At 64.5% G+C, this 17,250-nt stretch carries 16 protein-coding genes and 1 pseudogene; 3 read left to right on the top strand and 14 right to left on the bottom strand.

Annotated features, from left to right (window positions below):
- Positions 1 to 40 precede the first annotated feature (40 nt).
- On the top strand, positions 41 to 1,588 hold the full coding sequence (locus ACOZ38_RS43115; protein WP_424536602.1) for a recombinase family protein: 1,548 nt from the start codon (positions 41 to 43) through the stop codon (positions 1,586 to 1,588).
- A gap of 421 nt (positions 1,589 to 2,009) precedes the next feature.
- Here ACOZ38_RS43115 and ACOZ38_RS43110 read toward each other — a convergent pair whose 3' ends face one another.
- From ACOZ38_RS43110 to ACOZ38_RS43055, 12 genes are all read right to left on the bottom strand, one after another.
- Positions 2,010 to 3,638 carry a replication initiator gene (locus ACOZ38_RS43110; RefSeq protein WP_424537196.1) on the bottom strand — a complete coding sequence of 543 codons (1,629 nt, stop codon included), beginning with the start codon at positions 3,636 to 3,638 and terminating at the stop codon, positions 2,010 to 2,012.
- A 35-nt stretch (positions 3,639 to 3,673) separates the two neighbouring features.
- Positions 3,674 to 3,835: a hypothetical protein gene (locus ACOZ38_RS43105; RefSeq protein WP_424531062.1), complete on the bottom strand. Its 162-nt coding sequence runs from the start codon at positions 3,833 to 3,835 to the stop codon at positions 3,674 to 3,676.
- Positions 3,822 to 4,031, bottom strand: a complete 210-nt coding sequence (locus ACOZ38_RS43100; protein ID WP_424531064.1) for a hypothetical protein — start codon at positions 4,029 to 4,031, stop codon at positions 3,822 to 3,824. The genes ACOZ38_RS43105 and ACOZ38_RS43100 overlap by 14 nt, the downstream gene beginning before the upstream one ends.
- Complete coding sequence (locus ACOZ38_RS43095) at positions 4,031 to 5,374, bottom strand: FtsK/SpoIIIE domain-containing protein (RefSeq protein WP_424536601.1); 1,344 nt, start codon at positions 5,372 to 5,374, stop codon at positions 4,031 to 4,033. The genes ACOZ38_RS43100 and ACOZ38_RS43095 overlap by 1 nt, the downstream gene beginning before the upstream one ends.
- Before the next feature lie 246 nt (positions 5,375 to 5,620).
- Positions 5,621 to 6,052 carry a plasmid replication, integration and excision activator gene (locus tag ACOZ38_RS43090; protein ID WP_424531067.1) on the bottom strand — a complete coding sequence of 144 codons (432 nt, stop codon included), beginning with the start codon at positions 6,050 to 6,052 and terminating at the stop codon, positions 5,621 to 5,623.
- A gap of 602 nt (positions 6,053 to 6,654) precedes the next feature.
- Positions 6,655 to 7,179: a hypothetical protein gene (locus ACOZ38_RS43085; protein WP_424536600.1), complete on the bottom strand. Its 525-nt coding sequence runs from the start codon at positions 7,177 to 7,179 to the stop codon at positions 6,655 to 6,657.
- Between the two features lie 325 nt (positions 7,180 to 7,504).
- Positions 7,505 to 8,860, bottom strand: a complete 1,356-nt coding sequence (locus ACOZ38_RS43080) for a phosphomannomutase/phosphoglucomutase (RefSeq protein WP_424536599.1) — start codon at positions 8,858 to 8,860, stop codon at positions 7,505 to 7,507.
- Between the two features lie 56 nt (positions 8,861 to 8,916).
- Positions 8,917 to 9,903, bottom strand: coding sequence for a mevalonate kinase family protein (locus ACOZ38_RS43075; protein ID WP_424537195.1), 987 nt, complete (start codon positions 9,901 to 9,903; stop codon positions 8,917 to 8,919).
- Between the two features lie 77 nt (positions 9,904 to 9,980).
- Positions 9,981 to 10,799 (bottom strand): SPASM domain-containing protein, encoded by an 819-nt coding sequence (locus ACOZ38_RS43070; protein ID WP_424536598.1) that lies wholly within the window; start codon positions 10,797 to 10,799, stop codon positions 9,981 to 9,983.
- Positions 10,800 to 11,144: 345 nt separating this feature from the next.
- Complete coding sequence (locus tag ACOZ38_RS43065; protein ID WP_424536597.1) at positions 11,145 to 11,939, bottom strand: endonuclease/exonuclease/phosphatase family protein; 795 nt, start codon at positions 11,937 to 11,939, stop codon at positions 11,145 to 11,147.
- 388 nt (positions 11,940 to 12,327) lie between these two features.
- Complete coding sequence (locus tag ACOZ38_RS43060) at positions 12,328 to 12,621, bottom strand: hypothetical protein (RefSeq protein ID WP_424536596.1); 294 nt, start codon at positions 12,619 to 12,621, stop codon at positions 12,328 to 12,330.
- A 352-nt stretch (positions 12,622 to 12,973) separates the two neighbouring features.
- Complete coding sequence (locus tag ACOZ38_RS43055; RefSeq protein WP_424536595.1) at positions 12,974 to 13,807, bottom strand: SAM-dependent methyltransferase; 834 nt, start codon at positions 13,805 to 13,807, stop codon at positions 12,974 to 12,976.
- Positions 13,808 to 14,320: 513 nt separating this feature from the next.
- On the opposite strand from ACOZ38_RS43055, the gene ACOZ38_RS43050 reads away from it, so the two are divergent.
- Entirely contained in the window at positions 14,321 to 15,295 is a 975-nt protein-coding gene (locus ACOZ38_RS43050; protein WP_424536594.1) for a transcriptional regulator, read from the top strand.
- Here ACOZ38_RS43050 and ACOZ38_RS43045 read toward each other — a convergent pair.
- Positions 15,276 to 15,935, bottom strand: a complete 660-nt coding sequence (locus tag ACOZ38_RS43045; RefSeq protein ID WP_424536593.1) for an HAD family hydrolase — start codon at positions 15,933 to 15,935, stop codon at positions 15,276 to 15,278. The two genes, ACOZ38_RS43050 and ACOZ38_RS43045, sit on opposite strands and share 20 nt — an antisense overlap.
- A gap of 347 nt (positions 15,936 to 16,282) precedes the next feature.
- A pseudogene (locus ACOZ38_RS43040) lies at positions 16,283 to 16,414 on the bottom strand (daunorubicin/doxorubicin resistance ABC transporter ATP-binding protein DrrA); the annotation flags it as partial.
- Between the two features lie 84 nt (positions 16,415 to 16,498).
- Here ACOZ38_RS43040 and ACOZ38_RS43035 point away from each other — a divergent pair.
- On the top strand, positions 16,499 to 17,221 hold the full coding sequence (locus ACOZ38_RS43035; RefSeq protein WP_424536592.1) for a TetR/AcrR family transcriptional regulator: 723 nt from the start codon (positions 16,499 to 16,501) through the stop codon (positions 17,219 to 17,221).
- Positions 17,222 to 17,250 lie beyond the last annotated feature (29 nt).

Raw genomic sequence — 17,250 nt, 5'->3', positions numbered from 1 at the left:
TGGTCTTCCCGGTTACGGGTTTAGGGCACATAATTGAGATATGACCAGTTCACAGACCCCCGCCGCCCCCAGGATCACCGTCGATTACTGCCGGATCTCGTATGACAAGCGGGGTACCGCCGAAGGCGTGGACACCCAGCACTACGAGAACGTCAACGCAGCCGAGGAGCTAGGCGAGACGATCGCCGAGACGTTCACTGATAACGATCTTTCCGCGTTCAGCGGTGCCGAGCGGCCCGACTATCAGCGCATGCTCCAGAGCATGAGGTCCGGGAGGATAGGGCTGATCATCATCAGGCACGCGGACCGGTTACACCGCGACGTTGAGGAGGTCAGCCGCTTCATTGAGATCGCGCGTGCGCACACGGTGAAGCTTTACAGCGGCATGCGAGGGTCGTTCTACAACCTGAACAAGGCCGCAGGCCGCAAGGATCTGATCAACGACACTCTTAACGCCCAGTACGAGAGTGACCACCGAGGCGAGCGTGTGACGGACGCGCGCAAGCGCCAGGCCCGCAACGGTGACTATGGGGGCGGCCCCCGCTGCTACGGATGGGGTGTGGACACCGGCCGTGTCACTCGCTATTGCGTGAACCCCAAAGCGCCTACCGCCGACCGGATCTATGCCGAGCGCTCGGTCCTGGACATGGGCCAGCACCGCCCCGACGAGGCAGAGGAGATCAGGAAGTGGGCGGATGATCTACTGGCCGATGTGTCCATGGCCCAGCTCTTAGCCGATCTCAGGGCCCGGAAGGTACTCACCGTTTCCGAGAAGGACGGCCGCATACTGACGCGCGGCGGCAAGCAGGTCACGCACCAAGGATGGAACAGCCGCACCGTGTTGCAGATCCTTCTTAGTCCCCGCGTGTCGGGTCACTCCGTGCACAAGGGGCAGATCATCAAGAGGAACGCCTACCCGTACATCATCCCCGAGGACCAGCGCCAGGCATTGATCACCAAGTTCAGCGACAAGTCACGTAAGACCGCACCGGGCAACGTCCCCAGGTGGCTGGTGTCCCTGATCGCCGAGTGCGCGGTCTGCGACGACGGCACCACCATGAGCGTGCGCAACAACAGCAAGGGCGAACCGGTCTACAGGTGCCGTGAGAAGGGGCACAACATGCACCTTGCGCATCAGCTTGACGACTACGTAACCGAGCTGATGATCGGCCGCCTATCCCGTAATGACGTGGCGAGCCTGCTGCCGTCTCAGGTCACCGTGGACGCCGCAGCCCTGCGGGATGAACTGATCACGCTGGAGACGCGCAAGACCAACGCGGCCCGCAAGTTCGCGTCCGGTGCATGGGACGAGGAGATGGTGGACGAGATCTTGGTCGAGGTCAACGCACGAGCCGCCGAGATACGCGAGGAGTTGCGCAGCGCGTCAGCCGTCAGCCCGATTGCCGAATTCGTGGCAACCGACGACGCCGAGGCGACATGGGAGGATCTCAGCTTGGGCCGTCAGCGTGAGATCGTGAAGCTACTGGTCAAGATCAGGCTTCACCCGATCGGACGTGGCCGACGCCTTACCCAGGCTGAGCAACTCGACTTGGTCGAGATCATTCCCCAGCACCCCAACGCGGCCTAGCCACCGGCAGCAGAAACCCCCCGCTGAGTCGAAGACAGCGGGGGGTTTGCCTGACACGCTAGCGCGTGGTTCGCAGCAGCAGCGCCAGCCGTTCACGTTGCCGCTCACTCAACGCGGGCCAGCTCTGCACCCGCGCCCGAGCGTACGCCCGGAGATCTTCACGGCTCATGGGTTCTGATGCGCTCCCAGCACCCAGCCGCCTACCGTCCCGCTTTGCCGACCGTTCCCCTTGACCACGTGCCGTCGCCGCCGCTTGCTGTGCCTCCCTCTCTCTTCGGCCCGCCCACCCACCCGAGGCAAAGTGGAGCGCCTACGGCGCACGCCCTCCCAGGGGCGACCCTCACCGGACACCCACCCACCGCACCGCAGGCCCCGCGCGCCGGCAGGACTCGCTTCGCTGCCCCTCCGGGGTGACCTCCGGTCATCCAACCGGCCCGCTCACCACCGCACCCGGACCGCCCTCCGCCGCCGCCTGCATCTGTTGCAAGTGCCGCCGCCACTGCTGCCGTTCGGCCACCAGATGCAAGGTCCGCGCCGCCCGCGACTCCAGGCTTTGGTCACCGTCCGGGATGCGCGCCCACAGGTACCGGCCCGGTTCCCGCGTCGCCGCTTCATCGGCCAGGCCCAGCACGGCCAGCACCCACGCCCGCCTGTCCTGCTTGTGCTCCCGCATCGTGCGGTTGGACCACTTGCGGGACACCAGCACCCGCCGCCCGCCATACCCGAGGTGTTCCGGCCTGTGCGCCTTGCCCCGGCACCGGCCCGGCACCATCCCCGCCTTAGCCCCCTCCGGCTGCACCCCAAACCGCAACCAGTTCGGGCAGCGGGACGAACACGGCTCGAACCGGAGCGCGTCCACCAGCCGGGAGGCGTGCGCCCGCCGCCGCGTGTCCTCCGGATCGATGGACCCGCCCAGGCTCTTGGTCAGGTACTTGCTCAGGTACCGGATGCACTGATCGGCATCCTTGGACCCCGCGAGCACGCCTTGCACGTCCACCTGCGTGCCGAACCGCACCACGTGCAACGGTTCGGCGTTCTCCGCCCCGCCCAGTTCATCCAGGGCGTCATCCCACGTCGGCAAGACTTCCCCCGACGCGGGATCTACATAGTCACCGGCCTGCCCATCGGCGTACGGCTGGCCACCCTCACGCCCAGGCCGCTCCACCCACACCGGCAGCCCGTCACCCTCGAACACCACCTGATCGGCATCAGGCCACCACACCTGATGGTAGGTAGCCGCCACCACGGCCTTGATGTCCGCGCGGCTCATGGTGCCCCGCACCGCCATGTGCAGGTGAGGAGCCAACCGCTTCTGCGGCTCCACCGCCGCGAAATACTGCACGTCGAACCCCGCCACCCGGCGAAGGTTCTGCACGAACCGATCCACCAGCTTGGCGAAGTGCAACGCATCCCGCGCCGCCCTGCGGTAGTCGTAACTGCCCGGATCAACCGGTGCGCCGTCCCGCACCCTCCCGTACGAGGGAAGGGTGAGCGTAATGAACATCGACGGCCGGAACCGCTTACCATCCCGCGAGGTGAACACCCGCCCCAGCGTCGTATCCGCCATCTGACGGCGAGGCAGATCCGGCGCATCCTGCCGACGCCGAGTCGAACGCGCCCGCCGCTCACCAGGAGCCGCACCATCCAGCACGTTGCCCCGCATCCCCGCCGCGTTGATCTCCGCATCGATCTCTACAATCGCGGCGTCCCACACCGCCGCGTCCGGATCACCCGCCGCAAGCGCAGCATCCCGCTTGGCCTGAACCTCCGCCCGCCACCCGACCAACCACCGCTGATCATCGGTCACCGAATCCGGATCAGCCTCCGCCACCGGCTCAGACTCCAGATGCCACCCCTCCCGGCACTGCGCCATCCGAACCTGACGATTACGCCGAGCACACGGCACACACTTCGATTCCAGCGTCGCCCCACACGGCATCTCCACCGTCTCCGTGCGCCCCGTCACCGTGTCCGTCACCCGCATCGCCAGCGTCCGGACACACACCCCGTTCTCGGTGGCGACCAGTTCGGCGACATCCCGCGCCTGCATCAGCTTGGCCAGCTCCGCCCGCGTCAGCGCGTCGGTCACACAGTCCCCTTGTCGTCGTTGATCTCGGCGTCCGACAGCAACGCCGACTGCCCGCACGAACGGCACTCCACGATGCCCCGCACGTGATCGGCCCAGAGGTGCCCGCGCGCCTTGCAGACCGCGCACCGCAGGCCCGACAGCAGCTCAGGCAAGGTCATACGGCCCCCACCCGCCCGCGTCGTACAGATCCCAGCCGAACGACTCCGGCCGCTCGGGATCATCGGCACCAACCGCCGTCCGGTCCCCGCAGGCGTGGCACTCCACCACGCCCTGAACGAGGTCATGCCACAGCTCGTCTTCGACCTCACACGCGCCGCAGACCAGCCCGTACAGCACCACCACCGCGAGACTCACTACACTCCCTGCGTCTTGAGGATGACCATCTGTCGAATGTCGGCGTCCGAGACGTAGCCCGCCCGGACTCTGATCGGTTCGGGAGCGTTCTCCAGGCGCACATACGCCACGCCCGCACCCACCGAAGGGTCATCGGGGTCACGCGGGATCAGGTCGGCCAGCGCTCCCCGGTCCCGCGCCCCGTCCCCGAGCACCATGTCCACCTGTGACGGCTCATCCAGGCGCAGCGCCACCCGGTCCGGGAACAGGTTCCGGATGCTCATGACCTCCTTGCGCGGGTCCTGGAGTGCCGCCATCACCCCGACCCCGACCGCGCGGCCCTGCGTCGTGAGCGTGGCCAGCGCCGCCGAGATGCGCAGCCTCAACCCCTTGTCGGGTTGGTAGGCGGTCAGGAACGCCACCTCATCGACGATCAGCAGGATGAACGGGTCTTCCACGGTCGGCATGTGATCACGCCGGACCCCCGCGTATCTCGCCGCCCGGTCTTGCATCACCTTGACCGCGTGTTCCAGCAGGCCCGCGCAGTCCTCCGCCTCCGCCGCGTACTGATCGAACAGCGCCAGCCCGTAGGACAGCTCCATGTGCTTGGGGTCCAGCGCCCACAGCTCCACCAACCCAGCCCGCGACGCCGGAAGCAGCCCCCGCACCGCCGACCACAACCACGAGCCCTTACCGGCCCCCGTCGCCCCCGCGATCAGCACATGCGTCCCATGCACCTTCAACCTGTACGGAGACCCGTCCTCACAGACCCCGATGTCCACCGGCCCCACAGACGGCACCGCAGGCATCGGACGCGCCCGCACCACCGCCGCCAGCTCATCCCGCCGAGGGAACGTCAGCACCAGCCATCCCGGCCGCTCCACCGCCACCCGGCACGACCCCGCCCCGAACGCATGCGCCAAGTTGGGCGACCTGTCGGCCCACTCCGCATCGGTCTGCCCATCAAGCAGCTTGACCCGCAGCCGATCCGACGCCCGGTCACAGCTCACCTTGACCAGCTCAGGCGCATAACCGCGCCCACCGACGTTCGCGGCCAGCCCCGCCACCGTGACCACCGAGCGCCACCTACGCCGGTAGACCCACATCCACCGGCCCCACGACACCGCCCGCCACCCAACCCAGGACATGAACCCCGCAGGCCACAGCGCAGCCCACGCCGACAGCCCGCAGCAGGCCACCACCAGCACCGCCGCCCCGGCCTGCCAGCCGAACAGCCAGTACACCCCGCCCAGGCCCGCGACCACGGCGCACGCCAGCGGATGCCGAACCAGCGTCTTGACCAGGCCGACGAGCAGCCGCCACACCCACACCACGATCACGACAATCGCGGGCGTCCCCACCACCGTGGGACGCCACACAACCGCCGTATCCGGCGTCGTACTAACCACCGATTGCACCTCAGCGCCAGGCAATTTGCGCAGCACGAAAAGAGTCACCCTCTCCGATGACTGAAAGCGATTTAGCGGACGCGGAGGGGACCGCTGGAATACACCAGCGGCCCCCACTCACACATCACATCGGGTCGCCACACCCCAGAGAAAGCGCACGCCATGCGCACGCGAAACAGGACCTACCTAAAGCAGAATCCATCAGCGGGCATCCTTAACCGGACCGCCCTTACCAGCCGCACCCGCAGCCGGAACCGCCCGCATCCCGCGAGCCTTGAACGAGTACGCCAGCCGGTTCGTCTGCTGGTTCACGTACGGCGTCACCGTCAGCCCATCGAACTGCACGGGCACGAACGGGAGCCCCGCCATCTCGGCAGGCGGCGCGGGAATCACCGGCTCAACCGGCGAAAGGATCTTGACCGACACCGACTTAGCGGCGGCCTTGAGACTCGGGTCCCCGTCCATCACGGGCACCGCCCACATCAGCTCACCCGTCGCCTTGTCGCGGGCAGCCACCGGCCTGTCCTTCGTGCTCGCCTCGAAGTCCGTGACCTGCGAGACCTCCCCGACGACATAAGCGCCGTACGGGAATGCATCATCGTGCGCTACAGGGATACCACCCTGTAAAGCCAACTGCGACCCCTCCTACCGTCCGAATGACTATCACCCGGCACAACGGATAAGAACCGCATAAAGTTCCCCGTAAACCCCTCAAATCCCGCATTTACCAGGGGAGGCCCGAAACTCTCAGTAAAGGGTGTCCGTAAAACACGGCGGATGCATTGCCGAATTATTCGTATAAGGGTCAAGGCGACGGCGCTACGCGCCGCCGCGCGGCCCGGTGCCCTCCCCGTCCGGGCATGCGGCCTGACGGCCGGTCCCGGACGGGAGCACCAGCCGCCACGCCAGGCCCGCCAACCAATGCCATCCACGACAGCCACCAACCCGGCTCACGCCCTCCACCCAACCAACCGACCAACCGACCAACCGAATCAAACAACCGGCCCAGGTCCACCCCGCCCTTACACACCACGACGAACACCGGCGAGGCTCCACACGTTTTGCAAGATCGTGCTTACTGTGGTGGGTAACCGTTCAGGCGCTTCGCATTCTGTAGAGAACCTGATCAGGGAGAGACCGGGCGGCGTCGTGGTCATACTCCGCCGCCCGGTCTTCTTAGCTCGAACTGCACGTCGCGACGATGGCCCCCTCACCCATCCAGGCAGGAACATTGCCTATTCCCCCTCCCACAACTGGCGCGCGTCTTCTTCGATGACCGCGCGCTCCCGCTCGGTGAGGTAGGGGTCCGCCTCCACCTGCCACAGGTAGAGCTTGCGGCGATTGACGATCTCACCGTTGCGCCAGGTCCAGATCTGCACCTCATTGTCCCGCCCCGTCGCGCGGCTCACCCACGCGCAAAGGGTCCCGTACCGCGACGACTCCCGCTCAGCCCAGGTCTTCGCCTCATACCAGGTCGCCGACATCTCCCGCGTTTCCCGCGTGCCATCGCTGCCCTGTACCCCGACCACCCATGCCCACTTCTGACCGCTCGGGGTGTGCAAACCACCGCCCCGCACCCGATACGGCGTCCCCGTGTTGTGGTTGTAAATCCCGACGATCACACTCACTACCGCGCCGCACGCCATCAACACCAGGAACACCACGGCGACCGGCGGCACATCCCATTCCGGTTGGTTTACAGGAAGCGGCGTCACCGGACAAAACAAAGTACACGGCGGCGATCCCAGCAGACCGCCCACGACCAAGACCCCTAACGCAGGCTCCTCCACGACGCCCCTCCGTTGCCAGCCCCCGAACCACCACCACTAGCAACGCACGACGATACGCAAAAGGTCCGCACCACCAAAAGACCCGCCTCAACCCCGGCCGCGAAACACAGCCGCGACGGCGCCGGCCGAACTCCCTCACGGTCGCCCCTACGGGGTGCTACGCATTCCGCCGGCCCCACCGCTCCGTATCAATCACCAGGGGCGCATCAACCCGTCCACTGCCGAAACAATCCCCGCCCAAGTTCGTCGGCATGGACCTATCGCCTGAGTGCCCGGCACTCCCCATCCGGGACGATTAAGCCTCTCGGACGAACTTGAGGACATCGTCACGGAGGCTTGCCATGGCGGACTCATCGTGAGCCTCGACGTTCAACCTCAGAAGCGGCTCAGTGTTGGAGGGACGCAGGTTGAACCACCGTCCGTCGCTCAGATCGACGGTGAGCCCGTCGAGCCGATCGGTACTCACGCCGTCGAAGTGCCGGTAGATGTCCTCGATTTGATCCAGCTTGGCGGATACGTGGTCAACCCGAGTGTTGATCTCGCCGGAAGCGCGATAGCGCGAGTACTGAGCCAGGATCTCCGACAACGGCCGATCCTGCTCTCCGAGGGCAGCGAGCACATGCAGCGCCGCCAGCATGCCCGTGTCGGCCCGCCAGAAGTCGCGGAAGTAGTAGTGGCCGGAGTGCTCGCCTCCGAAGACTGCGTCATGCGAGGCCATCAGGGCTTTCATGAATGAGTGCCCAACGCGTGATCGGACCGGGATGCCGCCATGCTCGCCGATGATCTCCACAGCGGCAGCCGACGTGATCAGGTTGTGGACGATTGCCGAACCCGGATGCTTGGCCAGCTCACGGGCTGCGATCAAGCCGACGATTGCCGAGGGCGACACGGCTTGGCCGTTCTCGTCGATAAAGAAGCACCGGTCAGCGTCGCCGTCGAACGCCAAGCCGATGTCCGCGCCTTCAGCGACGACCGCCTTTTGCAGGTCACGCAGGTTCTCAGGCTCGATCGGGTTGGCCTCATGGTTGGGGAAGGTGCCGTCAAGCTCGAAATAGAGCGAGGTCAGCTCGATCGGCAAGCCGTCGAACACCATAGGGACGGTGTGTCCGGCCATGCCGTTCCCGGCGTCCGCAACGACCTTGAGACGGCGATTGCCGGTGAGGTCCACCAGCGTGTTCAGGTGGGCCGCGTACTCCTTCAACATGTCTTGGCGGACGACCTCTCCACGCCTGGCTTTCGGGGCGGGAATGTCGCCTGTTTCCAGCCACGCGCGGATCTGCCCAAGGCCGCTGTCCTCACCGATGGGGGCAGCACCCGCACGGCACAGCTTGATTCCGTTGTCCCGTGCGGGGTTGTGACTGGCCGTGATTATCGCGCCAGGGAGATTGAGGCTGCCGCTGGCATAGTAGAGAAGATCGGTGGACCCTAGACCGGCGTCAATGACATCGGCCCCAGCAGCACTCACCCCCGCGATGAACGCCTCTGCCAGAACAGGCGAGGTGGCACGCATGTCGCGGGCGACCACGATTTGGTCAGCCCCAGTCAACCGGACAAACAGCGTGCCAACGTCGCGAACAACGCCAGAGTCCAACTCATCGGGAACTCGTCCCCGTATGTCGTACGCCTTAACCAGGCGGGAATGATCGACCATGGCACGCCTTCCGGAGCTACCGATTCGGTAGGACCAGGCTAGCGACTGTGGCCGGTTCAACCCTGGCGATCAGGGGCGGTTCGTGGTCGAGATCCCGTCTCGGCAGTAACGGAGACGAGGCCGTCTGGCTCGGATGCTGGCAAGGCAAGCGCGTGCACGGGAAGGTCTTGAACGGCTTGAAGGACAGCGGTCAAAGCTGAGGCAGGGACCAGGGCGAACAGGCAACCGCCATGACCCGATCCGCTGAGCTTTGCGCCGAACGCGCCTGCTGCCGACACACGCTGAATACAGGTTTCGATCAACTCTGTAGAGCAACGGACCTTGTCGCGCAACAGCGTGTGCGCGGTACTGAGCAGATGGCCTACCTCCTGGTAGTCCACCGACTGGGCGGTCAGCGCCGTTGTGACCGCGTCCACAAGGCGAGGCATCTGACGGGCGTAAGCGACCATGTCCGCTTCGCCCGCGCGGAACCGTTCTCGCTTGGACGCCAGAGCCGCCTTGGTCGCGCGTCGCTCAAGGGTGTCGATGACAACCACCGGTATGCCCAGGTGGGGCGCAAGCCGATGCGCGGTCGGATCAGAACCGGCGTCGATGCGGTTCACGCCCCCGTGCGCGCACGCCAGGAAATCCATCCAGCCAGCGCCTGAACCAAGCTCGCCGACCTCAGCTTGGCGGGCCAGGTCGCAAACTTGCGCCACATCCAGCGCGCCCCCGCCCCGCAAGCCGTCCAGCGCCGCGACCACGGCCAGCGTGATACACGCGCTTGAGGACAGCCCAGCGGAAACCGGTAGATCCGTGTAGGCCGTCACCACGGTCCCAGCGATCCGGCCTGCGTCGCGCAGCGTAACCCAGGTGGCCGCCTGCATGTAGTCCAGTACGTCACCGTCATAGCGCCGCTGTGCTGCCTGCCCGGCGGGAACCAGGCGGGCGCGATACAGCGGTGAGCCGGAGGACAATGCCAACGCGGGCGAGCCTCCCGCATGCCAGGTGGTTACCCGAGTACGAAGCGGCACAGCGGCGACCACCGAGGGACCACCAATCATCCAGTCCAAAGACTCACCAGCCAGGCATAACCGACCAGGCACGGACGCGGTCACCGCGTGAGAGCGGTCGTGGCTACTCATCGCCGTGTCTCCGGGAGGGCCTGGACGCAGGTACGGCACGCCGGAGACATCGACCAGTCGGCCCGGCCATGACGCTCACGCCAGCCACCCATCAGAGACGAGTTCCAGAGTTCGGAGAGGGTGGAGGCGGCGAGATTGCCGACAACGTATCGCTCGTGTTCCGGGGCAGAGTCCGGGATGACGTTGCAGCACATTTTCATTTCCGCCCGATAGTCGATACTGATCGACGTAGCGGTCATCCGGCATGGGGCAATCCGCACCTTGCCCGGAAGAGGTACAACAGCGGTTCCGCCGCGATCGTTATAGCTCACGATCGAGGGGCGGATGATCTCGACCTTCATCCCGGTCTCGTCATCGGTCCACGTGGCCGCCAGTCCTTGGCGTACCTTCACGAAGTCCCACGGGTAGAGATCCGACAGTTTCGCCCGCGTCAGCCAGCGTTGGAGTACTTCATAAGTGGGCTGGACATCGGGCCGGTGAGGGTAACGCGTGACCCGAATGTACTTGACACCGTCCCTGCTCATCTGCTCCAGAATGGAGCGAGTGAACAAGTCACCGTTGGTGTAGATCGCCGGTTTCGCGTGAGGGATATCACGGCGAACCTGCGTGATCTCCTGGTTCAGTCTCGGATTGGCGAGCGGCTCAGAGAAGTTGTGGAACGCGAAGAACCCATCGAAGCCCGCCGCCCCCAGTTCAGCGGTGATCTTCGTGAATACCGCCCACTCCATGAGCTGTTGCGTCCGGCGCGCGTTGGTGTGCCCGTTAGGGCACCAGTCGCACGAGCGGTTGCAGTAGCGGGAGGTCTCCACCTCCACATACCGAAGCCCCGCCAGGCCAGGCGTGGAAGAGGAGCTGAGCGCTAATGGGTGGTGCTTTGGTCCCGTCGGTGGTGATTCATTTTGCTCCATGCTCTTCGTTTTCTCCCTTTCTCCTGTGCTCCCGTCAAAGCAGGAAAAGCCAACCAAGGGGCGACGCTGCGCGCCGTCCTCACGCGGCGGCCCCGGCACACCAGCACACGCCAGAACAGTCAAGATCATTAAGCATTCGACCGCGGGACCATCCAAGATCAACCATCCGCCGCAGTGGCGCCGGCCGAACTCGCTCTACGCTCGCCCCTTCGGGGTGCTACGCATTCCGCCGGCCCCACCGCTCCCGACCCGCTATAGGGCCAGTCGGGCGGTGAGCAGATGATGATCAGAGTCCTCTGATGCGACAGTCCCGTAATCGGCGATGACATCCGTCAGCGGTCCAGTCACATAGATCCGATCACACCGGATCGGCGTTGACCCCATGCCGAATCCCGCCGTCGCCCCGAGCACGCCCGGGAGCCCTCGCTGCGCCAGATGGGCCGCGACATCCACAAACCCCGCCTCGTGCAGGACATGGGCGGCCCGGTCATCTTGCGGCCAGCCCGGAACATCGCTGCGGGTATGCCGCACCACCTTGTAACAAGGAAGGCCGCCCCAGTCAGCAGGCGGATCACCTAAACCGGGGTCGTTGAAATCACCCGCGAGCACCGCCAACCCCTTCGCCAGGTCCGAAGACGCGCACGCCTCCTCAACCCGCAGAGCCGGATTGAACGGCGCGAAATGCGTGCTGGCGAACACCAGCGGATCACTCAACCCCGCCACATGGCACACCACACGCGCCTGAGCATGCCAAAACGGATGATGTTCCTCATGCCGTTCACGGATCACCTCTATATCACTGTGCGGACGTATGAGCACCGCCACATGACAGCCATGCCGAGACGCATGAGCGAGATACGCGCGCATGCCCAGCACCCGCTCAGCCAGATGCAGACCACCGGCACCATTCCACAACCAGTGTTTAGCCTCCTGAACCAGCGCCACATCAGGACGAAGATCCGCCAACAGCTCCAACTGCCGCGCCAGACGACCGGCACTACCGTTATCGAACCCACCATCAAGAAGGTTCCACGAGACGATTATCATGCGGCTCTTTCGTGTGGTGATCGACGTGAGGAAGCCCCCGGCCACGACGGGCCGAGGGCCAGGAGCATCCAGTAAACCGGCACTAAGGCTGGTTAAAATGTCTGCTCGCACTTCGTGCAGTAGGTCGCGCCATTGGCAAAACTGATGTTATGGTTCCCGCCTTCCGGGCAGTCACCCGAGCCATTGGGGGAATCTCCGCTCATGTGAACCTCTCTCGATAGCTGTTTACCGGGGCGTAGGGACGGAAGGATTCGAACCTTCGAGACACCCGGTCGAATTGGAGGAATGTGATTGGTAGATCGATCCCGTCAGGCATGAGGATGCATCAACCAACGACCGGGACAGCAGCCATCTTCCGGTTATTCGTCCCCTTGAGGCGGGCGGCTAACTATTCGTCCGCAGGTTCTTGCGTCACCGATTCAGGATCAGGTGCCTTAGGGCGCGTCTCCTCAATCGCCTGCCACTCCTCATCCGACATCGGAGGAATGGCCAAGGAGGCAGCGGCTTTGTCCAGGGCTTCCCGGTCAAGCCCCCAGGAGTGGATCAGGCCTTCAGCCTGCCGCCGTTGACGCTGGCTCTCGACCAGGAAGGCCACCGCCAGACGAGCGCGCCGCACCGTGTTCAGGTTCGCGTGACGCTGCTCGTCCGGCAGATCGGCGGGATCGTAGAGGGGATAGAGCATCAGCCCGGCCCGCTGATCGGAGAGTCTCCGCCGACAGGCACGACTACCTGTGCCGGGGGAAGTTGCCGAAGCCGTTCGGCGACTTGCCGCGCGGCCGTGGCCGGTGAGTAGGCCGGGCATTCGGAGTAGATCCACCGTCCCGGACGCACCCGCGAGTAACGCCCCGTCCACCACTTGTAGCGAAGACGCATGTCAGGGCCCCGATAGCACCAGACCGCCAGACCGGTGGAGACCATGACCAAGGCCACGTCATCACCTTCATGAACAGCCGCCGCCAACACGCCGTGATCTTCCAGGCTGCGACACAACCGCCGCGCCGCCACCCCCACCGGGGAATGGCCCACCCGGCCGCTCATGGCTTGCGCCCCACCGCGCACAGCACGGGCATGGAATCGGCTTCATCCTGATACCAGGTGTCATCGTCGGGCTGCCACATCGGCAACGTGACCAGCCCCGGCACCTCCAGGTCCAAGCCGTCGAAAAACGCACCGATCCGGTCAGGAGAGCGAGGCACGACAGGGGCACTCGCCCTGTCATAGACCCGCGCCCCCCGCTGAGTCTGAGCGTCGTCCAGGACATGCGACACCACAAGCAGCGACCCAGGAGCCAGCGCCCCCACCAGATCCTTGACGATCCCGTGCGGGTCCTCCCCATCGGGCAGGAAATGCAGAATCGCCACCAAGAGCACAGCAACGGGCTTTGTGAAATCGAGTACCGTCTGAGCCGCCCAGATGATTTCACCAGGCTGACGCAGGTCACACTCCACAAAGAAGCTGCGCCGATCATCGGCCAGCAAAGCGCGGCCATGACTCGCGACAACCTCGTCATTATCGACGTAGACCGTACACGCATCCGGCGCGATCGAATGGGCCACTTCGTGGACGTTGTGCTGAGTCGGGTAACCACTCCCGATGTCCAGAAGCTGATGAATCCCCCTGGTAGCGACCGCATGCCGGACCGCCCGCCCAAGAAACTGGCGGTTAGCCAAAACCATGTGCCGGACCCGAGGATTCATCGCCAAGATACGGGCCGCCGCCTCCCGCTCCGACGCGAAGCTATCCCCGTCATCACCCAGCAGACAGTTATAGATCCGCGCCACACGCGGCGTACCCGTACCCACCGGGGGGCGAAGCGGAACAATCCCCCTCCCGAGATCGGCCGTGCCGTCTCCTAACGTGCTCGCCATAACAGCCACCTCCGTCAGTGCCAAGTGATCCGCGTTGTGTGCTGTCACAAGGGTCAACTACACTGAAGGCCGCTACAAGGACTTTTAGAGGACTCCTACAGGACTAACAAAGGACGTAAACTGCCGCCTATGTCCGTTTAGTCCCCCAGGGGGCCTTGTGGCGGTAGTGTCGGTGTCGCAAGGCCTATCCGTGTCTCGGAGGTTGATCACATGTCCCGCCCTACGGGAAACTCCCAGCTCAAAGCGGCCCGGCAGTTCGCCGGCTATGCCTCTCAACAAGCCCTCGCCGACGCCCTCACCCAGGCTGCCTCTGCTATAGGACTTGGAGAGATGGAGGTGAGTGTTCGTCAGGTGCGACGTTGGGAATCAGCGACTCCACCATGGCCACAGGCAGACCATCAGCGACTTCTCGTGTACGTCTTGGGGATGCCCCTTGAGGATCTCGGGTTCACTCCGCCCTGGGCTGGCACTGCCGTCTCGCCATCTGGTTTGCCCCGAACGGCTCCTCGCCAGATGAAAACGCAAAGTACAGGTGCCGCCCTGCCACTCCCTAAAGCATCTGCAACCATGCAGCCCCCAACAATCGGTGCCGATTACGCGACAATGAATGTTGCTTACCGCCGCCTCTACTGGAGTGTTCAACCATCACAATTACACCCGGCCGTGGTGGAGCACACCCGCCTAGGAACCCACCTGCTGGCAGAGACCAACGGAGCAGCGCGCCGACTACTCGCCATGGCCCTAGCGGAATCTCTCCTACTTGTTGGCCGCATCGAGTTCTTCGACCTCCGTCAACCTCAAGATGCCGACGCCACCTTTATTCGCGCTCTTCAAGCGGCAGGAGAAGCCGAGGACCCGCTACTAGGCTCTGCCATTCTGGCTCATGCCGCATTTGTTCCAGGATGGGCCGGAAATCGCGAAGAGTCAGCGGAACGTATGCGGGCGGCACGAGCGTACGCCCGCCGATCTGCCGTCTCCGCCGAATTCCTGGCTTGGCTTGATGCGGTTGAAGCGGAATGTGAGGTGCGTTGCGGAAATATGAGAGAAGCATTGCGCCTCATCCGGCACGCCGAGGATACCCTTGCCGCAGACACACCGCACACGTCACCGGAGTGGTTCCTATGGTTCTCTCCTATACGACTTGCAGCGTTCAAAGGTAACGCCCAACTTAAAGCCGGGCATCTCCCTCAAGCCCGCGAGACGCTACTGAATGCGCTGGACTTGCTATCGCGAAACGAAGGAAAACAGCGAGTGGTCGTTCTCGGTGACTTGGCAGCGGTCGAAGCCGCTGAGAACAAGCCAGAAGAGGCGTGCGCCCGCCTGGAGCAGGCCCTAGACCAACTCGCCTTGACCTGGTACGCAACCGGAATGGAGCGCGTTCGTGATGTGCGTCGCTCCTTGCAATCATGGGCAGATCTTGAATACGTCCAGCGCTTGGACGACCGTCTTTATCAATGGGGGACGACGCTCACCGCATTGCAGCGTTGAAGCTACTGATCCGGTCAGGAAGTTCTGCGAGCGAATCTATGCGCATGGTCGGGACGCGATCCGCCTCCGGATCATGCTGCTGAATGATGCCCCATGGACCTCTACGGATAAGGGCGGTCCGAAGCCCCATCGAGGCAGCCGGACGAACATCATTGTCGAGCCGGTCACCGACATACAGGATTTCACTCGGACCACACGGGGCCACATCCACTAAAAAGCGAAAGAACTCCGGGTTGGGCTTGGCTACGCCCCAATCATCCGACGTCGCGATCATATCGGTAGGTAAGTTCAAGCCTCTCAGGATGCCCCCAGCTCTAATGGTCTGGTTTCCAGCGATGCCAACCCATAGGCCGCTATCCTGAAGCTCCTTTAAAGCCGAGCGAACGTCCGGGTAGAGGTCATCTTCGCCGAACCATTCTGCTTGGCCTGCTTTAACCCGCTTCTCGCGCTCCTCATCGAGATCGAAGCCAGGCCGAAACACCTGAAACGTCTCCCGATAGTCCAAGCCTCTGGCAATGATCGCGCCAAACATGGCAGAGAAGGTATGACGAGGCACACTTAGCCAGTCAGCCCAAGTGCCATACTCTCGCGTCTCGTTGACCAGGCACTCACCGACATCGAAGGCTACAGCTCGAATCATGTCGAGTAGCTTACGACGAATTGAGCGCCTCCGGCGGGGGCACTCCTGCGTCCAGGATGCGGCCACGCGCCAAGGTGCGGGTTTCCTCGTGGCGGGCGTCGCCACTGCATCCTGTCCGCTATCGACCCCGGCAGAGCCCAGCAGACCGGCCCCTACGCATCAAGGCCGTCTCTGCACGCAGGACAACCAGTCACCGGGGAAGGTCACCGGGGACATGGAGCACGCTAAGACGGCCTTGACGCTCCGGTACCGGCCCGCTGTGTGGCCCACGGGTCGAGAGCGGACAGGATGCACAGGCAGGAGGTATATGGAGGTGCGTCTCAGTAGTGTCACAATCCCTTAACCGGCTTGCCGCACCCGTTGGGACCGAGCAGGCCGTACACCGTGCCCGCGGGAATTTCGAGATCGAGACCGTCGAGCGCCCGCGTCTTCTTGAACCGCTTGCGCAGCCCGGTGGCTGTCACGGCCGTCCGGCCCATCGCGCCCTCCATGTGTACGTCGTACATAGACACGTACAACGTACATCTACTGCGTACGTTGTACAACGAAAGTACGATGTACGCATGGAAAAGGCGGCGCGGCCCAGGGTCGGACTGTGGAAACGGCTGGCCGCGGACGAGCGAGAAGGCCGGCAGCCGCGGCTGACCCACGAGCGCATCGCCCAGGCCGCCTTCGCGATCGCCGAGGACGAGGGCCTCGACGGCGTCACCATGCGTCGGGTCGCCGGCGAGCTGGGCGCCGCCACCATGTCGCTCTACCGCTACGTCGAGAGCAAGGAAGAGCTTCACGAGTTGCTGCTCGACGAGGCCATCGGCCGCATGGACATCCCCGGCGACCGCACGGGCGACTGGCGGGCCGATCTGCGTGACCTCGCGGTCCGGCAGTTCGCCGCGCTCCGGGCGCGCCCCTGGATCATCACCCTGCAGTCGACGGTCCCCACGCTCGGCCCGAACAGCCTGCGCGCGTCGGAGTACGCGCTGTCGCTCGTCGACGGCCTGGGGTTCACGATCGACGAGATGATGCAGATCGTCGGCCTGGTCAAGGGCCACGTGAGCACCCTGGTGCAGGCCGAGCGGCTCGCCGAGTCCGAACGGCGGCGTACGGGCATGGACGACGAGCAATGGCAGGCGGCGCACACGCCGTACATCAAGGACCTGATGACCAGTGGGCGCTACCCGTACTTCGAGCGCATCATCATCGAGGCGGAGCACTTCGCGATCGACGCCAGTTTCGAGTTCGGCCTGGACGTCCTGCTCGACGGCGTCGCCGCCCGCCTGGGGCGCTGAGCCTGAAGCGCCGGGTCAGCCCCGTACGA

The organism is Sphaerisporangium viridialbum (assembly GCF_049674955.1).
Lineage (GTDB): Bacteria > Actinomycetota > Actinomycetes > Streptosporangiales > Streptosporangiaceae > Sphaerisporangium > Sphaerisporangium viridialbum.
This window is presented reverse-complemented; position numbering and strand designations above follow the sequence as displayed.

What these genes read in the sequence shown, in the direction of transcription:
- ACOZ38_RS43045 (WP_424536593.1), bottom strand. Translation starts at nt 15,935, where the DNA reads ATGATTCGAGCTGTAGCCTTCGATGTCGGTGAGTGCCTGGTCAACGAG.
- ACOZ38_RS43105 (WP_424531062.1), bottom strand. Translation starts at nt 3,835, where the DNA reads ATGACCTTGCCTGAGCTGCTGTCGGGCCTGCGGTGCGCGGTCTGCAAG.
- ACOZ38_RS43080 (WP_424536599.1), bottom strand. Translation starts at nt 8,860, where the DNA reads ATGGTCGATCATTCCCGCCTGGTTAAGGCGTACGACATACGGGGACGA.
- ACOZ38_RS43060 (WP_424536596.1), bottom strand. Translation starts at nt 12,621, where the DNA reads ATGCTCTATCCCCTCTACGATCCCGCCGATCTGCCGGACGAGCAGCGT.
- ACOZ38_RS43075 (WP_424537195.1), bottom strand. Translation starts at nt 9,903, where the DNA reads ATGATTGGTGGTCCCTCGGTGGTCGCCGCTGTGCCGCTTCGTACTCGG.
- ACOZ38_RS43035 (WP_424536592.1), top strand. Translation starts at nt 16,499, where the DNA reads ATGGAAAAGGCGGCGCGGCCCAGGGTCGGACTGTGGAAACGGCTGGCC.
- ACOZ38_RS43065 (WP_424536597.1), bottom strand. Translation starts at nt 11,939, where the DNA reads ATGATAATCGTCTCGTGGAACCTTCTTGATGGTGGGTTCGATAACGGT.
- ACOZ38_RS43050 (WP_424536594.1), top strand. Translation starts at nt 14,321, where the DNA reads ATGAAAACGCAAAGTACAGGTGCCGCCCTGCCACTCCCTAAAGCATCT.
- ACOZ38_RS43110 (WP_424537196.1), bottom strand. Translation starts at nt 3,638, where the DNA reads ATGCAGGCGCGGGATGTCGCCGAACTGGTCGCCACCGAGAACGGGGTG.
- ACOZ38_RS43115 (WP_424536602.1), top strand. Translation starts at nt 41, where the DNA reads ATGACCAGTTCACAGACCCCCGCCGCCCCCAGGATCACCGTCGATTAC.
- ACOZ38_RS43055 (WP_424536595.1), bottom strand. Translation starts at nt 13,807, where the DNA reads ATGGCGAGCACGTTAGGAGACGGCACGGCCGATCTCGGGAGGGGGATT.